General features: G+C 52.7%; 16 protein-coding genes and 1 riboswitch. Of the genes, 5 read left to right on the forward strand and 11 right to left on the reverse strand.

The window, feature by feature from the left end; all coding sequences use genetic code 11:
• Positions 1–7: 7 nt before the first annotated feature.
• Complete coding sequence (gene araB, locus IP582_RS03630; protein ID WP_039078338.1) at positions 8–1,702, reverse strand: ribulokinase; 1,695 nt, start codon at positions 1,700–1,702, stop codon at positions 8–10.
• A gap of 335 nt (positions 1,703–2,037) precedes the next feature.
• Here araB and araC point away from each other — a divergent pair, with 335 nt between their 5' ends.
• The gene (gene araC / locus IP582_RS03635) at positions 2,038–2,883 is read left to right on the forward strand and encodes an arabinose operon transcriptional regulator AraC (RefSeq protein WP_039078339.1); all 846 of its coding nucleotides are present in this window, start codon (positions 2,038–2,040) and stop codon (positions 2,881–2,883) included.
• Positions 2,884–3,010: 127 nt separating this feature from the next.
• The gene (locus IP582_RS03640; RefSeq protein ID WP_193795109.1) at positions 3,011–3,775 is read left to right on the forward strand and encodes a DedA family protein; all 765 of its coding nucleotides are present in this window, start codon (positions 3,011–3,013) and stop codon (positions 3,773–3,775) included.
• Here the strand turns inward: IP582_RS03640 and thiQ are convergent.
• From thiQ to sgrR, 4 genes are all read right to left on the reverse strand, one after another.
• Complete coding sequence (gene thiQ, locus IP582_RS03645) at positions 3,768–4,463, reverse strand: thiamine ABC transporter ATP-binding protein ThiQ (protein ID WP_193795110.1); 696 nt, start codon at positions 4,461–4,463, stop codon at positions 3,768–3,770. The two genes, IP582_RS03640 and thiQ, sit on opposite strands and share 8 nt — an antisense overlap.
• On the reverse strand, positions 4,447–6,057 hold the full coding sequence (gene thiP, locus IP582_RS03650) for a thiamine/thiamine pyrophosphate ABC transporter permease ThiP (RefSeq protein WP_193795111.1): 1,611 nt from the start codon (positions 6,055–6,057) through the stop codon (positions 4,447–4,449). Before thiP ends, thiQ begins: the two co-directional genes overlap by 17 nt.
• Entirely contained in the window at positions 6,033–7,016 is a 984-nt protein-coding gene (thiB, locus tag IP582_RS03655; RefSeq protein WP_193795112.1) for a thiamine ABC transporter substrate binding subunit, read from the reverse strand. Before thiB ends, thiP begins: the two co-directional genes overlap by 25 nt.
• Positions 7,017–7,048: 32 nt before the next feature.
• Positions 7,049–7,149: riboswitch (TPP riboswitch) on the reverse strand.
• 76 nt (positions 7,150–7,225) lie between these two features.
• Positions 7,226–8,881, reverse strand: a complete 1,656-nt coding sequence (gene sgrR, locus IP582_RS03660) for an HTH-type transcriptional regulator SgrR (RefSeq protein WP_193795113.1) — start codon at positions 8,879–8,881, stop codon at positions 7,226–7,228.
• Between the two features lie 87 nt (positions 8,882–8,968).
• Between sgrR and sgrT the strand changes: the two genes are divergently transcribed.
• Together sgrT and IP582_RS03670 are read left to right on the forward strand one after the other, a co-directional pair.
• Entirely contained in the window at positions 8,969–9,121 is a 153-nt protein-coding gene (gene sgrT / locus IP582_RS03665) for a glucose uptake inhibitor SgrT (RefSeq protein WP_193795114.1), read from the forward strand.
• Positions 9,122–9,221: 100 nt separating this feature from the next.
• Complete coding sequence (locus IP582_RS03670) at positions 9,222–10,400, forward strand: sugar efflux transporter (RefSeq protein WP_193795115.1); 1,179 nt, start codon at positions 9,222–9,224, stop codon at positions 10,398–10,400.
• Between the two features lie 42 nt (positions 10,401–10,442).
• On the opposite strand, the gene IP582_RS03675 is transcribed toward IP582_RS03670, so the two are convergent.
• Complete coding sequence (locus IP582_RS03675; protein WP_193795116.1) at positions 10,443–11,753, reverse strand: MFS transporter; 1,311 nt, start codon at positions 11,751–11,753, stop codon at positions 10,443–10,445.
• Positions 11,754–11,981: 228 nt separating this feature from the next.
• On the opposite strand from IP582_RS03675, the gene IP582_RS03680 reads away from it, so the two are divergent.
• Positions 11,982–12,878: a LysR family transcriptional regulator gene (locus IP582_RS03680; RefSeq protein WP_193795117.1), complete on the forward strand. Its 897-nt coding sequence runs from the start codon at positions 11,982–11,984 to the stop codon at positions 12,876–12,878.
• Between the two features lie 35 nt (positions 12,879–12,913).
• Here the strand turns inward: IP582_RS03680 and aroD are convergent, their stop codons facing one another.
• The 5 genes from aroD to leuD all read right to left on the reverse strand — a co-directional run bounded on the left by aroD (position 12,914) and on the right by leuD (position 18,833).
• A complete protein-coding gene (gene aroD / locus IP582_RS03685; protein ID WP_193795118.1) occupies positions 12,914–13,669 on the reverse strand; it encodes a type I 3-dehydroquinate dehydratase in 756 nt (251 codons plus the stop codon).
• A gap of 30 nt (positions 13,670–13,699) precedes the next feature.
• The gene (locus IP582_RS03690; RefSeq protein ID WP_193796175.1) at positions 13,700–14,911 is read right to left on the reverse strand and encodes an MFS transporter; all 1,212 of its coding nucleotides are present in this window, start codon (positions 14,909–14,911) and stop codon (positions 13,700–13,702) included.
• A gap of 11 nt (positions 14,912–14,922) precedes the next feature.
• The gene (locus IP582_RS03695; protein ID WP_039078349.1) at positions 14,923–15,786 is read right to left on the reverse strand and encodes a shikimate dehydrogenase; all 864 of its coding nucleotides are present in this window, start codon (positions 15,784–15,786) and stop codon (positions 14,923–14,925) included.
• 10 nt (positions 15,787–15,796) lie between these two features.
• Positions 15,797–17,830 carry an FAD-dependent oxidoreductase gene (locus IP582_RS03700; RefSeq protein WP_193795119.1) on the reverse strand — a complete coding sequence of 678 codons (2,034 nt, stop codon included), beginning with the start codon at positions 17,828–17,830 and terminating at the stop codon, positions 15,797–15,799.
• A 397-nt stretch (positions 17,831–18,227) separates the two neighbouring features.
• A complete protein-coding gene (gene leuD / locus IP582_RS03705; protein ID WP_039078351.1) occupies positions 18,228–18,833 on the reverse strand; it encodes a 3-isopropylmalate dehydratase small subunit in 606 nt (201 codons plus the stop codon).
• Between the last annotated feature and the right edge of the window lie 9 nt (positions 18,834–18,842).

Consider the following 18,842-nt stretch of genomic DNA (forward strand, 5'->3'; position numbering starts at 1 on the left):
TGTGTCCTTAGTGAGTGAGCGCTGCCTGCGTTGCTGGCGCAGCTACAGGGAGATAGTGAAGCTCGGCGCTTTTCGCCCATTGCTGGTAGCGGCGGTAGAGTTGTTCAAAGCGTTGAGCCTGCGCAGGTGCGGGTTGCAGCGTATTTTCGATCTGGCTGGCCATTTGCTGTTGTGCGGCAGGAATATCGGTGTGAACGCCTGCGGCGACGGCGGCAAAAATAGCCGCGCCGAGTGCACAGCACTGATCCGAGGCGACAATTTGCAGCGGGCGATTAAGCACATCGCAGCAGGCCTGCATGATGACGCGGTTTTTACGGGCGATACCCCCCAGCGCCATGACGTTGTCCACCGCGATACCTTGCTCGGTGAAACATTCCATAATGGCGCGTGCGCCAAAGGCAGTAGCGGCAATCAGCCCGCCAAAGAGCGCCGGGGCATCGGTTGCAAGATTCAGGTCGGTGATCACCCCTTTCAGGCGCTGGTTCGCGTTCGGCGTACGGCGGCCGTTGAACCAGTCGAGGACCACCGGCAGGTGTTCCAGCGATGGGTTTTGCGCCCAGGCCTCTGTCAGGGCTGGCAGCAGTTGTTTCTGGCTGGCTTTTATTTGCGTCTTCAGTTCCGGATGCTGCAGCGCCAGTTGCTCCAGCGGCCAGCCGAGGATGCGGCCAAACCAGGCGTAGATATCGCCGAACGCCGATTGACCTGCTTCCAGACCAATAAAATCGGGTACCACGCTGCCATCCACCTGACCACAGATGCCTTTCACGGCACGGTCGCCGACGCTCGGCTTATCAGCGATAAGAATGTCGCAAGTCGACGTACCAATGACTTTGACCAGCGTGTTGGGCTGTGCGCCTGCGCCTACTGCCCCCATATGGCAGTCGAACGCACCGCCGGAAATAACCACCGTTTCCGGTAAGCCAAGGCGTTGCGCCCATTCTGCCGTCAGCGTGCCAACCGGAATATCGGCGGTATAAGTGTCGGTAAAGAGTGGGCAGGGCAGGTGTTTGTTGAGGATTGGATCCAGTTCATCGAAGAAGCTGGCGGGGGGTAAACCGCCCCAGCTTTCATGCCACAGGGATTTATGCCCGGCGCTGCAGCGACCACGGCGGATATCCTGCGGACGGGTGGTACCGGAGAGCAGGGCAGGCACCCAGTCGCACAGTTCAATCCACGATGCGGCAGCCTGAGCGACATTGCTGTCGGCGCGGGTCACGTGCAGGATTTTTGCCCAGAACCATTCGCTGGAATAAATCCCGCCGATGTAGCGTGAATAGTCGACTTTACCCGTTGCGTGGCATAAGGCGGTGATCGCTTCGGCTTCTTCGACCGCCGTATGATCTTTCCACAACACAAACATCGCATTGGGGTTGTCTGCAAATTCCGGACGCAGCGCCAGAACCCGGCCTTCTGCGTCGACAGGAGCAGGCGTTGAACCGGTGCTGTCCACGCCAATGCCTTTGACCTGGGCACGCTGTTCAGGCGTCAGTTCTGCCAGCACGCTTTTAAGCGCCATTTCCATCGACTCGATATAGTCCCGGGGATGGTGGCGAAATTGATTATGTGCCGCGTCGCAGTAACGCCCTTCTTGCCAGCGAGGATACCACTCCACGCTGGTGGCGATTTCTGCCCCAGAGGTACAGTCCACCGCCAGTGCGCGAACGGAGTCGCTGCCAAAATCGAGGCCAATTGTGATTGCCATCGTGTTGCTCCATGAAGAATAACCTTATGGAGAAACATAGTGATCGGCGGGAAAAAGCGTCAGGCAGGATTCGCTAATCTTATGGACGAAAATGCTATGGGAGTGCAAAGTGTGACCGTGTGCAAAAATTCCATGTGGACATTTTAATCGCCTTTATAGACACTTTGGTTGACCCTTTTTGTCCCCTTTGCGTCATAAAAATGGCGTAATTGCTTTTATCTGGCGGGGTTAAAAGTGCCGGCGTTTTCCTTGTGCCTGGTCAAAACGCCTGATTAATGAAAAGCGTATCAATATGGACAATTGGTTTCCTTCATGATGCCCGGAGTATCGAGTTTATGGCTGAGTCACAAAATGATCCTCTGTTGCCTGGTTACTCGTTTAACGCCCATCTGGTGGCGGGGTTGACCCCTATCGAGTCCGAAGGCTATCTCGATTTCTTTATCGATCGTCCGCTGGGAATGAAGGGGTACATTCTCAATTTCACCATTCGCGGTGAGGGGGTCATTAATAACCACGGGAAACAGTACGTTTGCCGCCCCGGCGACATGATTTTGTTCCCGCCGGGAGAAATTCATCACTATGGCCGCCACCCGGATGCCAAAGAGTGGTATCACCAATGGGTCTACTTCCGTCCGCGCGCCTACTGGCATGAGTGGCTAAGCTGGCCGACCATTTTCGCGCAGACTGGTTTTTTTCGCCCGGAAGAGCCCTGGCTGGCGCAGTTTAGCGAGCTCTTTGGGCAGATTATCGATGCCGGGCAGAGCGGAGGGCGTTACGCAGAATTGCTGGCGATAAATCTGCTCGAACAACTGTTATTGCGCCGTATGGATGCCATCAATGAATCACTGCATCCGCCGCTCGATAACCGCGTTCGCGACGCCTGCCAGTACATCAGCGATCATCTGGCGGACAACCATTTTGATATCGCCAGCGTCGCGCAGCATGTGTGTCTGTCGCCGTCCCGTCTCTCGCACCTGTTCCGTCAGCAATTGGGGGTAAGCGTGCTGAGCTGGCGCGAGGATCAGCGTATCAGTCAGGCGAAGCTGCTGTTGAGCACTACGCGTATGCCAATCGCCAGCGTGGGGCGCAATGTCGGCTTTGAAGATCAGCTCTATTTCTCACGCGTTTTTAAAAAATGTACCGGCGCCAGCCCCAGTGAATTTCGTGCAGGATGTGAATAGAGCGTAAAGATAGGCAAGGAGTGGCCCGGCAACCTGTCATAACCGGCAAAATATTCAGATAATTGAAGCTTGACCCTCAGGGTATGCGCCTGGAGAATTCCAGCTTCATTTTTTGACCGGAAAACATATGCAAGCACTGCTGGAACACTTTGTTATCCAATCTACGGCCTATACGCTGATTGCGATTGCGCTCGTGGCTTTTCTGGAGTCGCTGGCGCTGGTGGGGCTTATTCTACCGGGCACCGTGATGATGGCGGCTCTCGGGGCGCTGATTGGCAGCGGTGAAGTGAATTTCTGGCACGCCTGGATGGCGGGGATTGTGGGCTGTCTGCTGGGGGACTGGATCTCATTCTGGCTCGGCTGGCGTTTCAAAAAACCGCTGCACCGCTGGTCATTCATTCGCAAGAACAAAGCGCTGCTGAATAAAACCGAGCATGCGCTGCATCAGCACAGCATGTTCACCATTCTGGTGGGGCGGTTTGTGGGGCCGACGCGTCCGGTTGTGCCGATGGTCGCGGGCATGCTTGATCTGCCGGTCACGAAGTTTATCCCGCCTAACATCCTTGGCTGCCTGCTGTGGCCGCCTTTCTATTTCTTGCCCGGCATTCTGGCGGGAGCGGCGATTGATATCCCGGCGGGGGAGCAGAGCGGTAACTTTAAATGGCTGTTGCTGCTGGCAGCGGTGCTGCTCTGGCTGGCGTTCTGGATGTGCTGGCGCCTGTGGCGTAGTGGTAAAGCCGGACTGGATCGTTTAACGGTATATCTGCCGCGTCGCCGATTGTTCTGGCTGGCGCCGCTGCTGACGGTGGGGGCCGTGTTTGCGGTGACCATTCTGGTTCGCCACCCTTTAATGCCCATCTACCTGTCTATTTTGCAAAAAGTGGTTACCTGATCCCAAGCAGCGAGGAGACAGGCGCGTTGCCGCTGAGCAGTTCGTCTGTTTGCCCGTCCCAGGCGATACGACCATCGGCAATCACCAACACGCGCGACGCGATACGGGCGGCATCTTCCACATTGTGCGACACCATCAACAGCGTTAACTGCTGGCGACGACAAACCTCTTTTACCAGTGCCAGCATCTCCTGGCGCAGGGCCGGATCGAGCGCGGAGAAGGGTTCATCCAGCAAGAGCACGGGTTGTTCACGCACCAGACAACGGGCAAGTGCCACACGCTGCCGCTGGCCGCCAGAAAGCTGATCCGGCATGCGGCCAAGCAACGTATCCAGCCCCATAGTGCTGGCAATGGCCTCAAGTTTTGTATTTTGCGCAGAAGACAGTTTTAGGCCAGGGTTCAGCCCCAGACCAATATTTTGCCGCACCGTGAGATGGGTAAAGAGGTTGTTCTCCTGAAACAGCATCGACACCGGGCGCCGCGAAGGAGGCGTGCGTGTGTGATCGCTATTCTCAATCATAATGACGCCGCTGGCCGGGGAGAGAAAACCGGCGATTAAATTGAGCAGCGTACTTTTCCCGGCCCCACTAGGCCCAAGCACGGCGACCTGTTCGCCCTGTTGGATCGACAGCGTAAAACGCATGGGTAAATGCTGATACAGCCAGGTTACATCAGTCAGTCTTAGCATGGCGGCCCGGAAGTTTTTCGATAAGGGTGAACAGTAAAAAGCACAGTAGCAGCAAAATCAGCGCGGTAACCGCACCATCCTGCGTGCGATAGGCGCCAATTTGCTGATAAAGATAGAAGGGCAACGTACGGAAATCGTCATTGCCAAACAACGCCACAACGCCAAAATCACCAATCGACAACACGCAGGCAAATGCCAGCGCCTGCGCCAGCGGTGCTCTAAGGGCACGCAGTTCGATGACCTTTAACCGATTGAAACCTTCAATACCCAGAGACTGACAGAGCAGGCTGTAGCGTGCCGTCACATCCCGCATGGGGTTCTCCAGTACTTTCAGGGCATAGGGAATAGCCATCAACGCATTGGTGAAAATCACGATGCCATCGGCGGACGAGGGCAGGCCGACGCTGTTATTGAGCAGCAGGAAAAAGCCGGTCGCCAGCACAATACCAGGCATCGCCAGAATCAGCATGCCGCTCATCTCCAGCGCTTGTCCGGCCAGTTGATGCTGGCGGGCGCGTAGCTCACGGCTGCTCCAGAGCAGCATCATGGTTAACGTGACACACAGCAACCCCGCTCCCAGGGCAATGCGCACAGAGGTCCAGATTGCCTGCCAGAGCACGGGCTGAGCAAGCACATGAAGAAGGCTGAGGTTCAGGCCATCGATAATGACCGCCAGCAGGGGGGGCAACAGAAGAAGAAGCGCCAGTGCGATGAGCGTGTAGTCGGCGATACGGCTGAAAAAACGCTCTTCCGGGTTGCGCCAGCCCTGAATCTGATGGCTGCCCACGGAAATGGCTTTGCTAAGGCGCTGGCTAAGCAGAACCAGCCCCAGGCAGCAGATCATCTGAATTAACGCCAGCAGCGCTGCGCGGCCTGGGTCGAAGTCGTAACTCAACGCCTGATAGATAGCCAGTTCAATCGTCGTCGCTTGCGGGCCGCCGCCCAGCGACAGCACAGTGGCAAAGCTTGCAAAGCAGAGCATGAAAATCAGGGCGCTGACAGGCGAGATCTGGCGGCGTAGCCAGGGCCACTCGACATAGCGGAAGAAAGACCAGCCGCGCATACCCAACTGCGCGGCCAGTTGTCGCTGCTCGCCGGGGATCTGCTCCAGCGTCTGGAGTAGCAGACGGGCCGCCATCGGCAGGTTAAAAAAGACGTGCGCCAGCAGAATGCCGGGTAATCCGTACGGTGAAAATGTCCACTCCAGACCTGCTGCGCGAAACGCCGAGGCAAGCCAGCCCTGGCGGCCATAAACACTCAGAATACCAAATACCCCAACCAGCACCGGGAGGATCAGCGTCATGGCGCACAGACGCAGCAGGGCAAGACGGCCAGGGAAGCGTCGCCGATAGAACGCGCGGGCGAGAAAGATCGCCGGTGCGACGGAGAGCAGCGCCGACAGAAAGGCCTGCCAGAAAGAGAAACGCACCACGTGCCACAGATAACTATCGTGCAGGAGTGCCGCCAGATCGGCCGCGGGAGCGTTTTGCCAGAGCGCGAGAAACGCGGAGAAGGCCACCGCCACCATCAGGGCGGCGGCGGCCAGTCCGGGAACCAGCCAGCCGAAGGTTAGCGGCTGACGGCGCGTTGCCATGCGTTAATCCATTCGCCGCGCTGGGTTGCGACGTCTTGCGGGCTATATTCCAGCGAGGTCTGCGGTTTCACCAATGTGTCGAATGCGGCGGGCAGCGAGACATTGCTGACCGGGTACATCCAGTTGCCGGTCGGGATGGCATTCTGGAATGCCGGAGAGACCATAAATTTCAGGAACTTCTCTGCCAGTTCCGGCTGCTTGCTGGCGGCGGTTCGGGCTGCGACTTCAACTTGCAGATAGTGGCCTTCGGTAAATGCTGCGGCTGCGTAGTTGTCTTTCTTCTCTTCAATGATGTGATAGGCCGGAGAGGTAGTATAGCTCAGCACCAGGTCGCCTTCCCCTTTCAGGAACAGACCGTACGCTTCGCTCCAGCCTTTGGTGACCGTCACGGTTTTAGCCGCCAGTTTTTGCCAGGCTTCCGGGGCTTTATCGCCGTACACTTTCTGCATCCACAGCAGCAGGCCGAGACCTGGTGTGCTGGTACGCGGATCTTCATAAATCACACGCCATTTCTGCGAACTTTCTACCAGTTCTTTCAGGCTTTTTGGCGGGTTTTGCAGTTTATTTTTGTCATAAACGAACGCGAACCAGCCGTAATCGAAAGGAACGAAGGTGTCGTTTTTCCAGCCGCCAGGCACGGTAACGGCGTCGGGTGAAATACCGCTTTTGGCGAACAGTTTGGTCTGCGTGGCGGCTTCAAGCAGATTGTTATCCAGCCCCAGCACCACGTCCGCTTTGCTGTTTTTACCTTCCATGCGCAGGCGGTTAAGCAGCGATACGCCATCTTCCAGCGCGACAAATTTCAGTTCGCAGTTGCAGTCGGCTTCGAAGGCTTTTTTTACCGCAGGCCCCGGTCCCCATTCCGCAGAGAAGGAGTCGTAGGTGTAAACGGTCAGGGTCGTTTTCGCGAAAGCAGGCGCTGCGGCAAGCAGCAGGAATGGCAGAACTTTTTTTAGCACTTTGCACCTCAAAAATGGGTGGCAAAGAGGATTTAAGCGATAGCCTCAAATCCCTTCGCCGGCGTTATCCGGATCAGGTTCGACGGGTATTTTCTCAGCACACGCTTTTGGCGCAGCACCCCGTTGAGCACCGCGCCATTGTAATGATTTTGTAAGTTTTCTGAAAGCGCCCCTTCATCATTCAGCAGGAAGAGCCGGAATCTCAGTGATTACGGGTCCGGCGGGGCGAACCATGCGGATTTGAAGTCAAACCAGCCAAGGGTGTTCATACGCAGACCGCGCATACTGCGCTGGCCCTGAATCCGCAGCCAGTGGTGAATCAGCGGTACCATGGCTTTGCTTTCCAGTAACTGTTGGCACCAGACGGCCAGATTCATTTTCCCGGCGCGCCAACGCTCAGCATCGGCCTGCCAGTCCAGCGGAACACAGTGTTGAATCAGCGGAACTTCATACAAATGCGTGAAGAGGGAAAAATCGAGCGGTAGCGTGAAGTTGGCGCTATTAAGCCAGATATCACTGACGATATCGCCACGGTGCCACTCTTCATAATCCACCTCTTGTATCTCCAGGCGTACATCATGTTGCGCCAGTAGCTTGCTCATGGTGTTGGCAATGGCTTTATGCTCGTTGTGATCGCGGTAGAAGGTCAGCGTGAGCGATTCCAGCCCCGCCGGTTTTTCACCACTGGCTGGTCGCGCATGGTGCCAGCGCGGCAGCAGTCCGTACGCCGGGAACCAATACTGCTGATAATGTTCTTCGGCGTGATAGAGCAGCCGGGTAGGGGAGAGCACCTGGCTTATCCAGTCGCGAACCCCCTGGTTTGCTCCCCGGTGCGAGCGTGCGTCGAAGAGTAAATAATAACAGCCCTCTTCAAGGCGACTTTCGACTGCTTTTTCACCGTCGGTTGGCCCGTCGATGGTCAGGCCGCCGTTCGGCTCATCACCAATTTCCGGCAGTACCCAGACATTGACTTCGTCAATAAGGGCGCGATACCCGAAGTAATCATCAAACGCATGGATTTTCAGTTGGTTATTGTTATTGCGGGTGACAGCGTAAGGCCCGGTGCCGACCGGATGGCTGGCGAAGTTGGCCATCGAGTTCCACTCCTGCGGCAGGATCATGGCGGGGACATGCCCCATCAGCCAGGGCAGCCAGTTGTCCGGTTGTGACAGATGAATATCCAGCGTCCAGGGCGTTGGGGAGATAACCTGGGTGATATGCGAGTAGAGCGGCAGCATGCAAACCCGTTCGAGGGACGCAATGACATCGCGCATTTCGAGTTCACGACCATGGTGAAAATGGATGCCGGGCCGCAAATAAAAACGCCAGTGGAGTGGCGTGATCGCTTTCCAGTGATGCGCGATATCGGCTTCCAGTTCCCCGTTTTCCTCATTTATGCGAGTCAGAGCGCTAAAAATTTGCCGCGCCATGTGGGTTTCAGAGCGCCGCAGGGCGGTGCCTGGCAGCAGGTTACGCAGCGGACGGTAGTACAAAACCCGCAGAATATGCCGCCCCTGGCGGAAGCTGCGGCCCAAATGCGAGATCAGCATCTGGCGGACGGCGCTCTTATCACCCACCAGTTGAACCAGTTGCTCGATACGATCCTGCTCCAGCAAATCCTCTGCCCGCTGTTGCTGTAAAGCGAGGCCGGTATAAAGAAAAGTCAGGCGCGAACGCTTGCCGCGACCGGCTTCAGCCTCCCACGTCAGCCAGCCGCGCTCTTGCATGGTATTGAGCAGGGTCCGCATATGGCGACGGGAACAGCTCAGCAGATCGGCCAACTCATTGAGCGTTGTCTCCTGAGATTTCCCGTCGCAACATTGCCACAGACGAATGAACTGTTGTTGCAGGCGACCTGATGGCATAAAAGGGGAACTCCTGGTGAAAAGTCAGCAATTTATTTATCCCTATATTAAGCCAATAATCTTCCGTGATGAAGCGAGGAGGTGGTTATGAAGAGATCGTCTACACAGCAATTTTACTTAGCGTATTTTCGTGCGACGCAGAACGCGTCCAGGCTCTTTCGTTTGAGTACGAATCGGCGGCTGAAAATGCTCGAAGAATTAATGCAGTGGGAAGTGACTATCCCGGTCTCGAAACCCTGAAACGCGTCCATCATGTGTGACTGAGTATTGGTGCTAATCACCACGCCAGCAGTTATTATCTGCTGGCTTTTTTCGTTTCTTTCGCATGCAAGGGATCTTTATGCTCTGGTTAGTCACGATGGGACGTCGCCTGAATGGGGTCTTCATCGCTTTTATGATCGTCGCGTTTATGATTGGTGTTGCTGGTGCTTTGCAGGCCCCAACGCTGAGCCTGTTTCTGAGCCGCGAGGTGGGGGCGCAACCGTTTTGGGTTGGACTGTTTTATACCGTTAACGCCATTGCCGGGATCCTGGTCAGCCTGGGGCTGGCAAAACGCTCTGACCAACAGGGCGATCGCAAAAAACTGATTATGTTTTGCTGCCTGATGGCGGTGGGTAACGCCCTTCTGTTTGCCTTTAATCGACATTATCTGACCTTAATCACCTGTGGCGTGATGCTGGCGTCGCTGGCCAGTACTGCTATGCCGCAGCTTTTCGCGCTGGCGCGGGAATACGCAGACAGTTCGGCGCGTGAAGTGGTGATGTTCAGCTCGATCATGCGTGCGCAAATTTCGGTGGCATGGGTTATTGGCCCGCCGATGGCCTTCATGCTGGCACTCAACTATGGCTTTACCGCCATGTACTCGATTGCCGCAGGTATCTTCGTTATCAGCCTGGTACTGGTGGCGCTCTGGTTGCCCTCCGTGAAGCGAATTGAACAGCCTGCGGATATTGCCGTCACGGAAGTCAGTGGCTGGGGCAATAAGAACGTCCGTATGTTGTTTATCGCCTCGACGATGATGTGGACCTGCAACACGATGTACATCATTGATATGCCGCTGTGGATAAGCAGCGAGCTGGGGTTACCGGACAGTCTGGCGGGCGTGTTAATGGGAACGGCCGCGGGGCTTGAGATCCCGGCAATGATCCTGGCAGGTTACTACGTTAAGCGCTTTGGTAAACGCAGGATGATGGTCAGCGCAGTGGCGGCGGGCGTGGTCTTCTATGTAGGGCTTATTATGTTCCATAGCCGTGAAGTTCTGCTTGGTCTGCAGCTCTTTAACGCTATCTTTATTGGGATTATTGCCGGCATAGGTATGCTATGGTTCCAGGATTTGATGCCAGGCCGCGCCGGGTCGGCAACGACGCTATTCACTAACAGTATCTCTACGGGGGTGATCCTCGCTGGGGTGATACAGGGCGCGCTGGCACAAAGCTTCGGCCATGCGAAGGTGTACTGGGTGATAGCGGTGCTTTCGCTGGTGACGCTTTTTCTGACCAGCCGGGTCAAAGACGTTTGAGGCGAAAAACGCTCCCGGCTGACGGTTGCCGGGAGCGGTGGGTTATTTCAGTACAATGCGTTTGATATCGCCAATGATAAAAATATAAGCGACAACGCCAATCAGCGCCGTCAGGCCAATATAGATAAGCGCGTAGAAGAAATTTCCGGTCCCGGAAATAATAAACCCTATGATCAGCGGCGTAATAATGGACGCCATATTAGCGCAGAAGTTAAAGATCCCACCTGTCAGCCCCGCCATATTTTTCGGCGCAATATCGGAAATTAACGTCCAGCCTAGTCCGACCATGCCCTGGCCGAAAAAGGCAATCGACATAATCACAATCACCAGCGTGTTATTCGATACCCAGTTCGCTGTGATAATACAACTGGAGAGCAGCAGGCCTGAGATGATCGGCAGCTTCCTGCTGATATTTACCGATGCGGTTTTCTTCAATAATTTATCTGAAATCCATCCGCCAAAAATGATGCCTACTGCCGCCGAGAGAAACGGCCAGGTCGCAAAAAAACCGACGTGCAGCCACGGGAGATGCCGCTCGTGGGCAAGATACGTGGGAAACCATGTCAGAAAGAACACCAGCGTGGTGTTACCTGCAAATTGCCCTAAGCTGGCGCCAATGACCTGTCGGCAGCACAGCAGTTTTTTGGCATCCGGCCAGTTAAAAGGGATGTTTTCACTACCTTTTTCTTTATTACCGACGCCAATGTATTCCAGCTCTTCTTTATTTGCTGTTGTTGATTCGTGGGGCTCTTTATAAAATTTCCACCATACAAACGTAAAGGCGATGCCGAGTGCGCCGGTGATGAAAAATAATGTTCTCCAGCCGTGGTGTTCAAGGATTAAAAATAAAATCGGCGAGAAAGCGGCCAGGCCAATATATTCCCCAACGGTATATGTTGCCGTTGCGCGGGCGCGTTCATGCTGTGGAAACCATGTTCCTACGACGCGACTGTTAACCGGGAAACAGGGGGCTTCACTGATCCCCAGGCCTAAACGAAATAGCAGTAGAGATTTTAAGCCCACTGAAAAACTTTGCAGTAAGGTAAAAGCTGACCAGAAAAAGATAGAAAGAGCGTAGGTTATTTTGTTTCCGAAGCGATCTAAAAACATACCTCCGGGGATTTGCGCCAGCGCATAGGTCCAGGCAAAGGCCGAGAATACAATACCCATCATGGCGGGATCGATATGGATCTCATTGCTGAGTGCCGGAGCGACAATACCTAAGATAGTCCGATCCAAATAATTGATCATCGTACCGATAGATAATAACAATAAAATTACAATTCGCGCTTTGGTTCGCTTTTGTTGGCCTGTTAAAGGCACAGCACTTTCCTGGCTGATGCTTGTCCTCATAGTAGTTTCCTTTAATATTTAAAATATTTTTGCATATTCCTTAATATGCAGAAATACTTTATCTTTCTGCTCTTTATTTTCACGCTATAAACTAACGCTTAACATATTATTCACCGCATCATATGAATATTTGATATTGCCCAAGAATTCATGTTTTACCCACAGAGGACGACCTGCGCTGTGCTATATTCAATGCAATATCAATTTTATATTATACGGTCAAAAATAATGAACCTAAAGCAACTTTATTATTTTAAGCGTTTATCGGAAACGGAGCACTACACTGAGGCAGCCTCCAGTCTCTTCATCACACAACCCTCCCTGAGCCACGCTATCTCTGAGTTAGAGAAGGAATTGGGCGTCTCCTTGTTTGCCAGAAAAGGTCGAAATGTCGAAATTACGCAAAACGGAAAACGCTTTCTTCCCTATGTCGAAGATGCGCTAACGTCGCTGGAAAATGGCCGCATGACTTTGCAGAAAAATGGGCTGGAAAATAAGGAGAATATTCGCATTGCCTTTATATATACAATGGGTGAATATGTTGTCCCGCAGCTAATTCACAAATATTCTACACTTCCTGCCCGACATAATGTGACCTTCTCCTTTACTCAGGGGACGTCACTGACTTTATTGCAGGAGCTGAAAGCTGGCAAGAGCGACTTAACGATTTGCTCATATATCCCGGATGAACCGGATATTGATTTTATCCCTATTATTCAACAGGAATTGGTCGTCGTCACCGCGAAGGATCATCCACTGGCGCGCTTGTATCAAAATGAAGTGGATCTTGTGGAGACAATCCATTACCCGTATATCTACTTTTCGGAGAACAGCGGCTTACGGCCGTTTATTGATAACGTCTTTATGCAGCAAAAACTGGTGCCTGATATCGCCTGTTATGTTGATGAGGATACGGCGATGGCGGGGTTGGTCAGTATTGATTACGGTATTGCGATCATGCCAAGAATTTCCGCACTCTCGTATTATAACGTCCATATTCTGGCGATTAAAAATAAGATCCCGCCGCGTTATATCTATCTGGCGACTATGAAAGATCGCGTGCTTTCACCAGCGATTCAATCCTTTAGAAACTTTATTATTGATGACAGCCAGCAAAAGCGCTAGCAAGAACCCGGAGACAGGCTCCGGGTTTTCTTGTTTTAGTACAGAATATCCATCATTTCACGCAGTTCTTTGATGGCGATCTGCCCTGGTGCCGAGGCCTGGCCTACGGTACCGAACGTCATCGCTGAACCAAACAGGCGACCCGTTACACGGCTGACGCCACCCATTTTTGCCATCGACATGGTAATAATGGGGCGTATCGCATATTTCTCTTTCATGGTCAGCGTGGCGGAGAGCAGTGTCAGCACATCCTGCGGCGTTTGCGGCATAACCGCGATCTTCGGCAGATCTGCGCCCAGCTCCTGCATGCGGCGAAGACGATAGATGATATCTTCCTGGGCGGGTGTTTTGTGGAAATCATGATTACTCATGATGACTTTGACACCGGCGCCATGGGCCGCATCGATTACTGCACGAATATGCGCTTCATCGTTGAACAGCTCAATATCAATAAGATCGGCCAGACCACTGATGGCTGCCTGACGATTAAGCTCGAAATAGGCCTCATCGCTGATTTCTGTTTCGCCGCCTTCTTTTTTGCTGCGGAAGGTAAACAACAGCGGAATATCAGCCAGAATCTGACGAATGTCGCTCAGCGCCTGTTGCACAAGCTGCGGCTCGCGGACTTGTGTAAAGTGGTCGACACGCCATTCGATAAGATCGGCACCTGCGGTGGCCAGAGTCCGTGCATTTGCTTTCAGTTCGTCGAGCGTTTTGCCGATCAGCGGCACACAGATAAGCGTGCTCCCTTCCTGAAAGGTGATGTTTTTAACCGTTACTGCTTTAGTCATGTTGGTATCCATAATATTCTCGCCGAACTGTCAGGCTGTGGCGGTTGCGCGGACCGTTTTTTGGGCAGCGCGAGCCTGAAACTGACGATAACCGATGTACAGCGCAATCACAAAGCCGATTATGGCGATAATCAAATCAAACCACATAATGCTGGCGATGCTGATTTTGGACAGTTTCGCCGTGATCAACGGGATCGTGAAGCTGGCAATACTGCCGGCGGTGTAGAAGATCCCGGTGGCTTTACCTTTCCCTTGCGGGAAACTCATTGCCATGATGGTCGCGCCCAACTGCAATACCCCGCCAGCGGCTGAAAAACCGATCACGAAAGCAAAACCGGTGACAATCATCGGCGTCGGGAACATGCAAACAATCAACAACGAAATCATCGAGATGCCGGTGTAGAGAATCATCGCAACGGCAGAGTTAATGACATTTTTCACAAAGGTCGCGGTGACAAATACACAGGTCAGCGAGCCCGCCGTGTAGATACTCAGTAACTTGATTGCTGATTCGTAGGGAATACCCGCAACGAACTGACCGTACTGTGCCAGCCACTGACTGACCAGGTAAAAAGTCGCCATACCAATATAGCCATACAGCGTGAACACCAGCATATCCATGGTACAGGCATCTGACTGTTGTGTTGCGGCTGCGGTCGGTTTCTCTGCGGTCTCTTTCTTGGCCCCGTTGTCAGGGAAGGGCATTTTGAGCAAATAGATGGCGCTAAGAACCATCAATACAGCCGCAATGATAAATGACCAGCCAAACCACAGGTTCGCCCAAATCAACAGGCTAATAATGAAGGGCAGCAGGAATTGCCCGGCCGAGACAAAGGCCTTGATTAACACGTTCGCACGGCTTGCTGAGTTCGGGAAAGATTCCATCAGCGCCGGGTAGGTCCCGGAGTCGAGGAAGCTGTTCGCCAGACCAGCCAGGATGCCAAAGAAATAGGCAACATAGATGTTTTTGGTCAGCAAAATACCTATGAAAAACAGCAAATAGCTCAGAATACCGAGATAGATAAAAGGCTTACGTCCGTAGCGATCGGACAGAAAACCCGTCACGATGGTGGCGAGTTTGCCGATACCTAAAGACGAAATAACAATCGAAACGCCGGCTCTGTCTGTTCCCCACTGTTCCTGTAAATTCGCCATGTTGAGGGTAATTAATAGTACCCCCATGCCATGGATCAGGTAATTGAGGTACAGCCCGGCCGCAGTTGGGACATATTTATTTTTCATCATGTTTACCCTTAAAAAAGGATATTTTTGACGTAATCGACCGGCATCTCTTTACCTGTCCAGATTTCAAAGGCTTTCGCCCCTTGCCAGAGCATCATTCCCAGGCCGTTGAGTGTGCGGCAGCCTTTCTTCTCAGCCACTTGCAACAGGTGGGTTTTGCGCGGGTTATAAATCACGTCAGAGACGATCAGATCTGGTCGCAGGAAGCTGTCGTTCGGCAGCAGCATCTGGCCTTCAAACGGTTTCATACCCACACCGGTAGCGTTGGTGAGGATCACACTGCTATCGATTTCCTGACGCAGTTTGTCGTGATCGGCCAGATCGTACAGATGAATTTCACAGTTGGTGTTATTGCGGATCTTGGCGACAGTTTGCTCCGCATTGGCGAAAAATTTATCTTTCTGGTTGAAAATGGAGATCGCTTTTACGCCATCCAGTGCCGCCTGAACGCAGAGCGCCGTTGCCGCGCCACCCGCACCCAGGACCGTCATTTTCTTGCCGATGATATCAATACCTTCTTCAGCCAGTGCGCGCATATAACCGGTACCGTCGGTGATATGACCCGTCAGTACGCCATTGTCATTAACCACGGTATTCACCGCACCGACCAGCTCTGCCGCCGGGGAAAGTTTGTCCAGGTATTGGCAAATAGCGGTTTTATTCGGCATGGAGACGTTAAACCCGCGCAGTTTAAGCGCCCGGAAACCCTGTACAACATCTTTCAACTCCTGGTTGTCTACTTCAAATGCCAGGTAGACATAATCCAGACCCAGATGCGCAAAGGCTTCGTTATGCATTGTCGGCGACATGCTATGGCGAATCGGCGTTGCAATCAGTCCAATCAGCTCAGTGTGACCCGTAATACGTTCAGCCATGATAAAGTCCTTAATATGTTAGAAGTGGAATTTTGGTTGATTCGCGGTTGCCCAGAGCACCCATATCCTCCAGGGTGTCCAGCACGTTGCGCCCTTCGCGCACGCCATCAATGATTCGCCGGGCCATCAGGCTGTCGCCGATGTTCATTATTTTTACGTTATTGGCTCTGGCCCATTGCTCAATTTCATTGAGACCGCTGGTGTTGGCGCGCATTCCCAGGCACACAAAGCCGTAGTCAAAAGGAATGTCGCAAGCGTGATCGGCTTTCTTGACGCTAAAGTGTGTGGGGTGAACGGCGACGAGTTGTGTCTGCATGTGCTGTTCCACGTGGTGCTCATCCAGCATGGTCAACATGGCATTTTTGGTAATGATATCCAGATCGCGTCCTGGACCTTCTTGCATCTCAATCAGCACGGTAGTAGCACCGCGTGCAGAGAAATATTCGATAACATCCAGGCCAACAGCACCGCCGCCGACAACGGCGATGCGTTTTCCTTCAACATTCGCAAATTGCTCCAGGTGCTGAATCATGCCGATAATGGAGAAGACGCGGCCGCCCTCAACGTCAATGCACTCTTTCAGTCCGTTAATCGGCGGCAGCAGCGGTGTTGAGCCCGTGGCGTTGACAATCAGGTTCGGCCGTAGCCCGGCAATGTGCTCAACAGTAGCCTTCTGACCAACTTGCAGCATTAAATTGTCTAAACCGGCCATCCGGTTTTTCATAAATTGCGGGAAGTCGGCGATACGCTTTTTCTCCGGCAGGCGCGAGATTTCAGAAGCCAGCCCGCCAAGGCTGTTTTTCTTTTCCAACAACCAGGTATGGCAACCGACTTCTGCGGCGGTGCATGCGGCTTCCATACCTGCGGTTCCCGCACCGATAACCACGACACGGGTGTCGCGATTTACCCTGCGCAGTTTATAAGCATCGCCATGGATAATGTCCGGATTGATGGAACAACGCAGCGGACGAGAGCGCGCGATACGGTGGTCGGCGCAGCCGATATTGCAGGAGATGCATTTGCGCATCAGGCGTTCATTGCCGCTCTGGACCTTTTGCACCCATTCCGGTTCGGCAATCAGGCCACGGCCGATAGCAATCAGGTCTGCATCGCCCGTTGCGATAATGTCTTCGGCCACTTTCGGTGAGCGAATATTGCCAGCAATAACAGTCGGTTTATTAAACTTATCGCGTACGGCGCGGGAGAGATAACGCTTCCAGCCATCTTCCAGTGACATCTGATCAATTTGCAGATTCAGGTTGTCGTTTTGCGCGGCGGAAACATTGAGAATGTCGACCTTATCCTGGCAAAGTGCCAGCATACGTAGCGTATCCTCCAGCGTGTTGCCGCCCTTAAGGAAATCATCGGCACTGAAACGCAGGCTAATCGGGAAGCGAGGACCGACGCTGGCGCGCACTTTATCAACCACCAGCGTTAATATTCTGGCGCGGTTTTCCGGGGAGCCGCCAAATTCATCGGTACGTTTATTAAACAGAGGCGATAAGAACTGGCTTATTAAATAAGAGTGGCCTGCATGAATTTCCACACTATCAAAACCCGCACGTTTTACACGCTCTGCCGCTTCACCAAATTTATTAACCGCATGATATATTTCGTCATGTGTCATGGGGCGAGGAATATTACCGTTCTTTTTCGACGGTATATTCGAAGAGGAGAGCGGTTGTTCGCCATTCAGGCGATAAGCATAAGCAGAAGCACCCGCATGATTTAGCTGAATAGAGACACAGGCTCCGTGTTTATGCAGCGTCTCAGTTAATTTGAATAACCCAGGAATATATTGATCGTTATCGATACGCAGCTGCGTTGTGCCATTTGAGGCGAACGGGAAGTCGATACAAATATTCTCAATCGTAATTAAGCCTGTGCCCCCTTTTGCCCGCAGTTCATAGTACTCCAACTGTTCCTGAGAGACTTCACCGTTCAGGCTCGCCAGGTTGGTGCCCATTGGTGGCATGATGATCCGGTTTTTTATCGTCATCCCGTTAATGGTTAGCGGGGTGAAAAGGTGTTGGTAGTGGCTCATTTGCTCTCTCCACGGGAAATCCAGGAGGCCGACATGCGGAGGCCCTGATATATCCAAAGTTAAAATGTTTCTGTGGGAAAGATAACGAGGGGGGGAGAGGAAAAATAATGCTTTTTTTTGCATGAAACCATAGTGTCTTTCTATGCAATTAACCGTTTTTTCACATGCTTGTATTCTTATATTAAATAATTGAGCTGTATTTTTACTTGTGTTGCCGGGTTTATACAAAAAGAGAGAAGAAATGCCCAGAATAAGAGCGATACAGTAGACAATTAAATTTTAAAAGTTCAAATATCTGTGCATATGATAGAAAGAAGTGATGGTTTTTGTGATGATAATCACAAAATAAAACGTGAAAGGCCCGGTGAAAAACCGGGCACCAGAGCAGCAGACAGGTTTAATTCATAAACGCGGGCTGCTTGTTTTCGTAGCTGGAGATGGCATCTTCATGCTGCAGAGTCAGACCAATACTGTCGAGACCGTTCAGCATGCAGTGGCGGCGGAACGCATCAATAACAAACGGGTACGATTTCCCCCCGGCTTTCACTACCTGCGCCTCGAGGTCCACCTCGAACGAGATGCCCGGATTGGCCTGGACCAGTTTGAACAGTTCGTCCACTTCTTCATCGCTCAGTTTCACAGGCAGCAACTGATTATTGAAGCTGTTGCCGTAGAAAATATCTGCGAAGCTTGGGGCGATAACGGTTCTAAAGCCGTAGTCGGTTAATGCCCAGGGCGCATGTTCGCGTGATGAGCCGCAACCGAAGTTTTCACGCGCCAGCAAAATAGAGGCGCCTTTATATTCCGGGAAGTTCAGGACGAATTCCGGGTTCGGAACTTCCCCTTTATCATCCAGGAACCGCCAGTCATTAAACAGATGTGCGCCAAAGCCGGTACGCGTGACCTTCTGCAAAAACTGTTTTGGAATGATGGCGTCGGTATCGACATTGGCGGCATCCAGTGGGACAACCAGGCCTGTGTGCTGTGTATATTTCTCTGCCATGATTATCTC

The organism is Citrobacter sp. BDA59-3, from assembly GCF_015167655.1.
GTDB lineage: Bacteria > Pseudomonadota > Gammaproteobacteria > Enterobacterales > Enterobacteriaceae > Phytobacter > Phytobacter diazotrophicus.

Bases quoted from the DNA above. Each gene is read 5' to 3' on its own strand.
- araB (WP_039078338.1), bottom strand. From the start codon at position 1,702: ATGGCAATCACAATTGGCCTCGATTTTGGCAGCGACTCCGTTCGCGCA.
- araC (WP_039078339.1), top strand. From the start codon at position 2,038: ATGGCTGAGTCACAAAATGATCCTCTGTTGCCTGGTTACTCGTTTAAC.
- IP582_RS03640 (WP_193795109.1), top strand. From the start codon at position 3,011: ATGCAAGCACTGCTGGAACACTTTGTTATCCAATCTACGGCCTATACG.
- thiQ (WP_193795110.1), bottom strand. From the start codon at position 4,463: ATGCTAAGACTGACTGATGTAACCTGGCTGTATCAGCATTTACCCATG.
- thiP (WP_193795111.1), bottom strand. From the start codon at position 6,057: ATGGCAACGCGCCGTCAGCCGCTAACCTTCGGCTGGCTGGTTCCCGGA.
- sgrR (WP_193795113.1), bottom strand. From the start codon at position 8,881: ATGCCATCAGGTCGCCTGCAACAACAGTTCATTCGTCTGTGGCAATGT.
- sgrT (WP_193795114.1), top strand. From the start codon at position 8,969: ATGAAGAGATCGTCTACACAGCAATTTTACTTAGCGTATTTTCGTGCG.
- IP582_RS03670 (WP_193795115.1), top strand. From the start codon at position 9,222: ATGCTCTGGTTAGTCACGATGGGACGTCGCCTGAATGGGGTCTTCATC.
- IP582_RS03675 (WP_193795116.1), bottom strand. From the start codon at position 11,753: ATGAGGACAAGCATCAGCCAGGAAAGTGCTGTGCCTTTAACAGGCCAA.
- IP582_RS03680 (WP_193795117.1), top strand. From the start codon at position 11,982: ATGAACCTAAAGCAACTTTATTATTTTAAGCGTTTATCGGAAACGGAG.
- aroD (WP_193795118.1), bottom strand. From the start codon at position 13,669: ATGACTAAAGCAGTAACGGTTAAAAACATCACCTTTCAGGAAGGGAGC.
- IP582_RS03690 (WP_193796175.1), bottom strand. From the start codon at position 14,911: ATGAAAAATAAATATGTCCCAACTGCGGCCGGGCTGTACCTCAATTAC.
- IP582_RS03695 (WP_039078349.1), bottom strand. From the start codon at position 15,786: ATGGCTGAACGTATTACGGGTCACACTGAGCTGATTGGACTGATTGCA.
- IP582_RS03700 (WP_193795119.1), bottom strand. From the start codon at position 17,830: ATGAGCCACTACCAACACCTTTTCACCCCGCTAACCATTAACGGGATG.
- leuD (WP_039078351.1), bottom strand. From the start codon at position 18,833: ATGGCAGAGAAATATACACAGCACACAGGCCTGGTTGTCCCACTGGAT.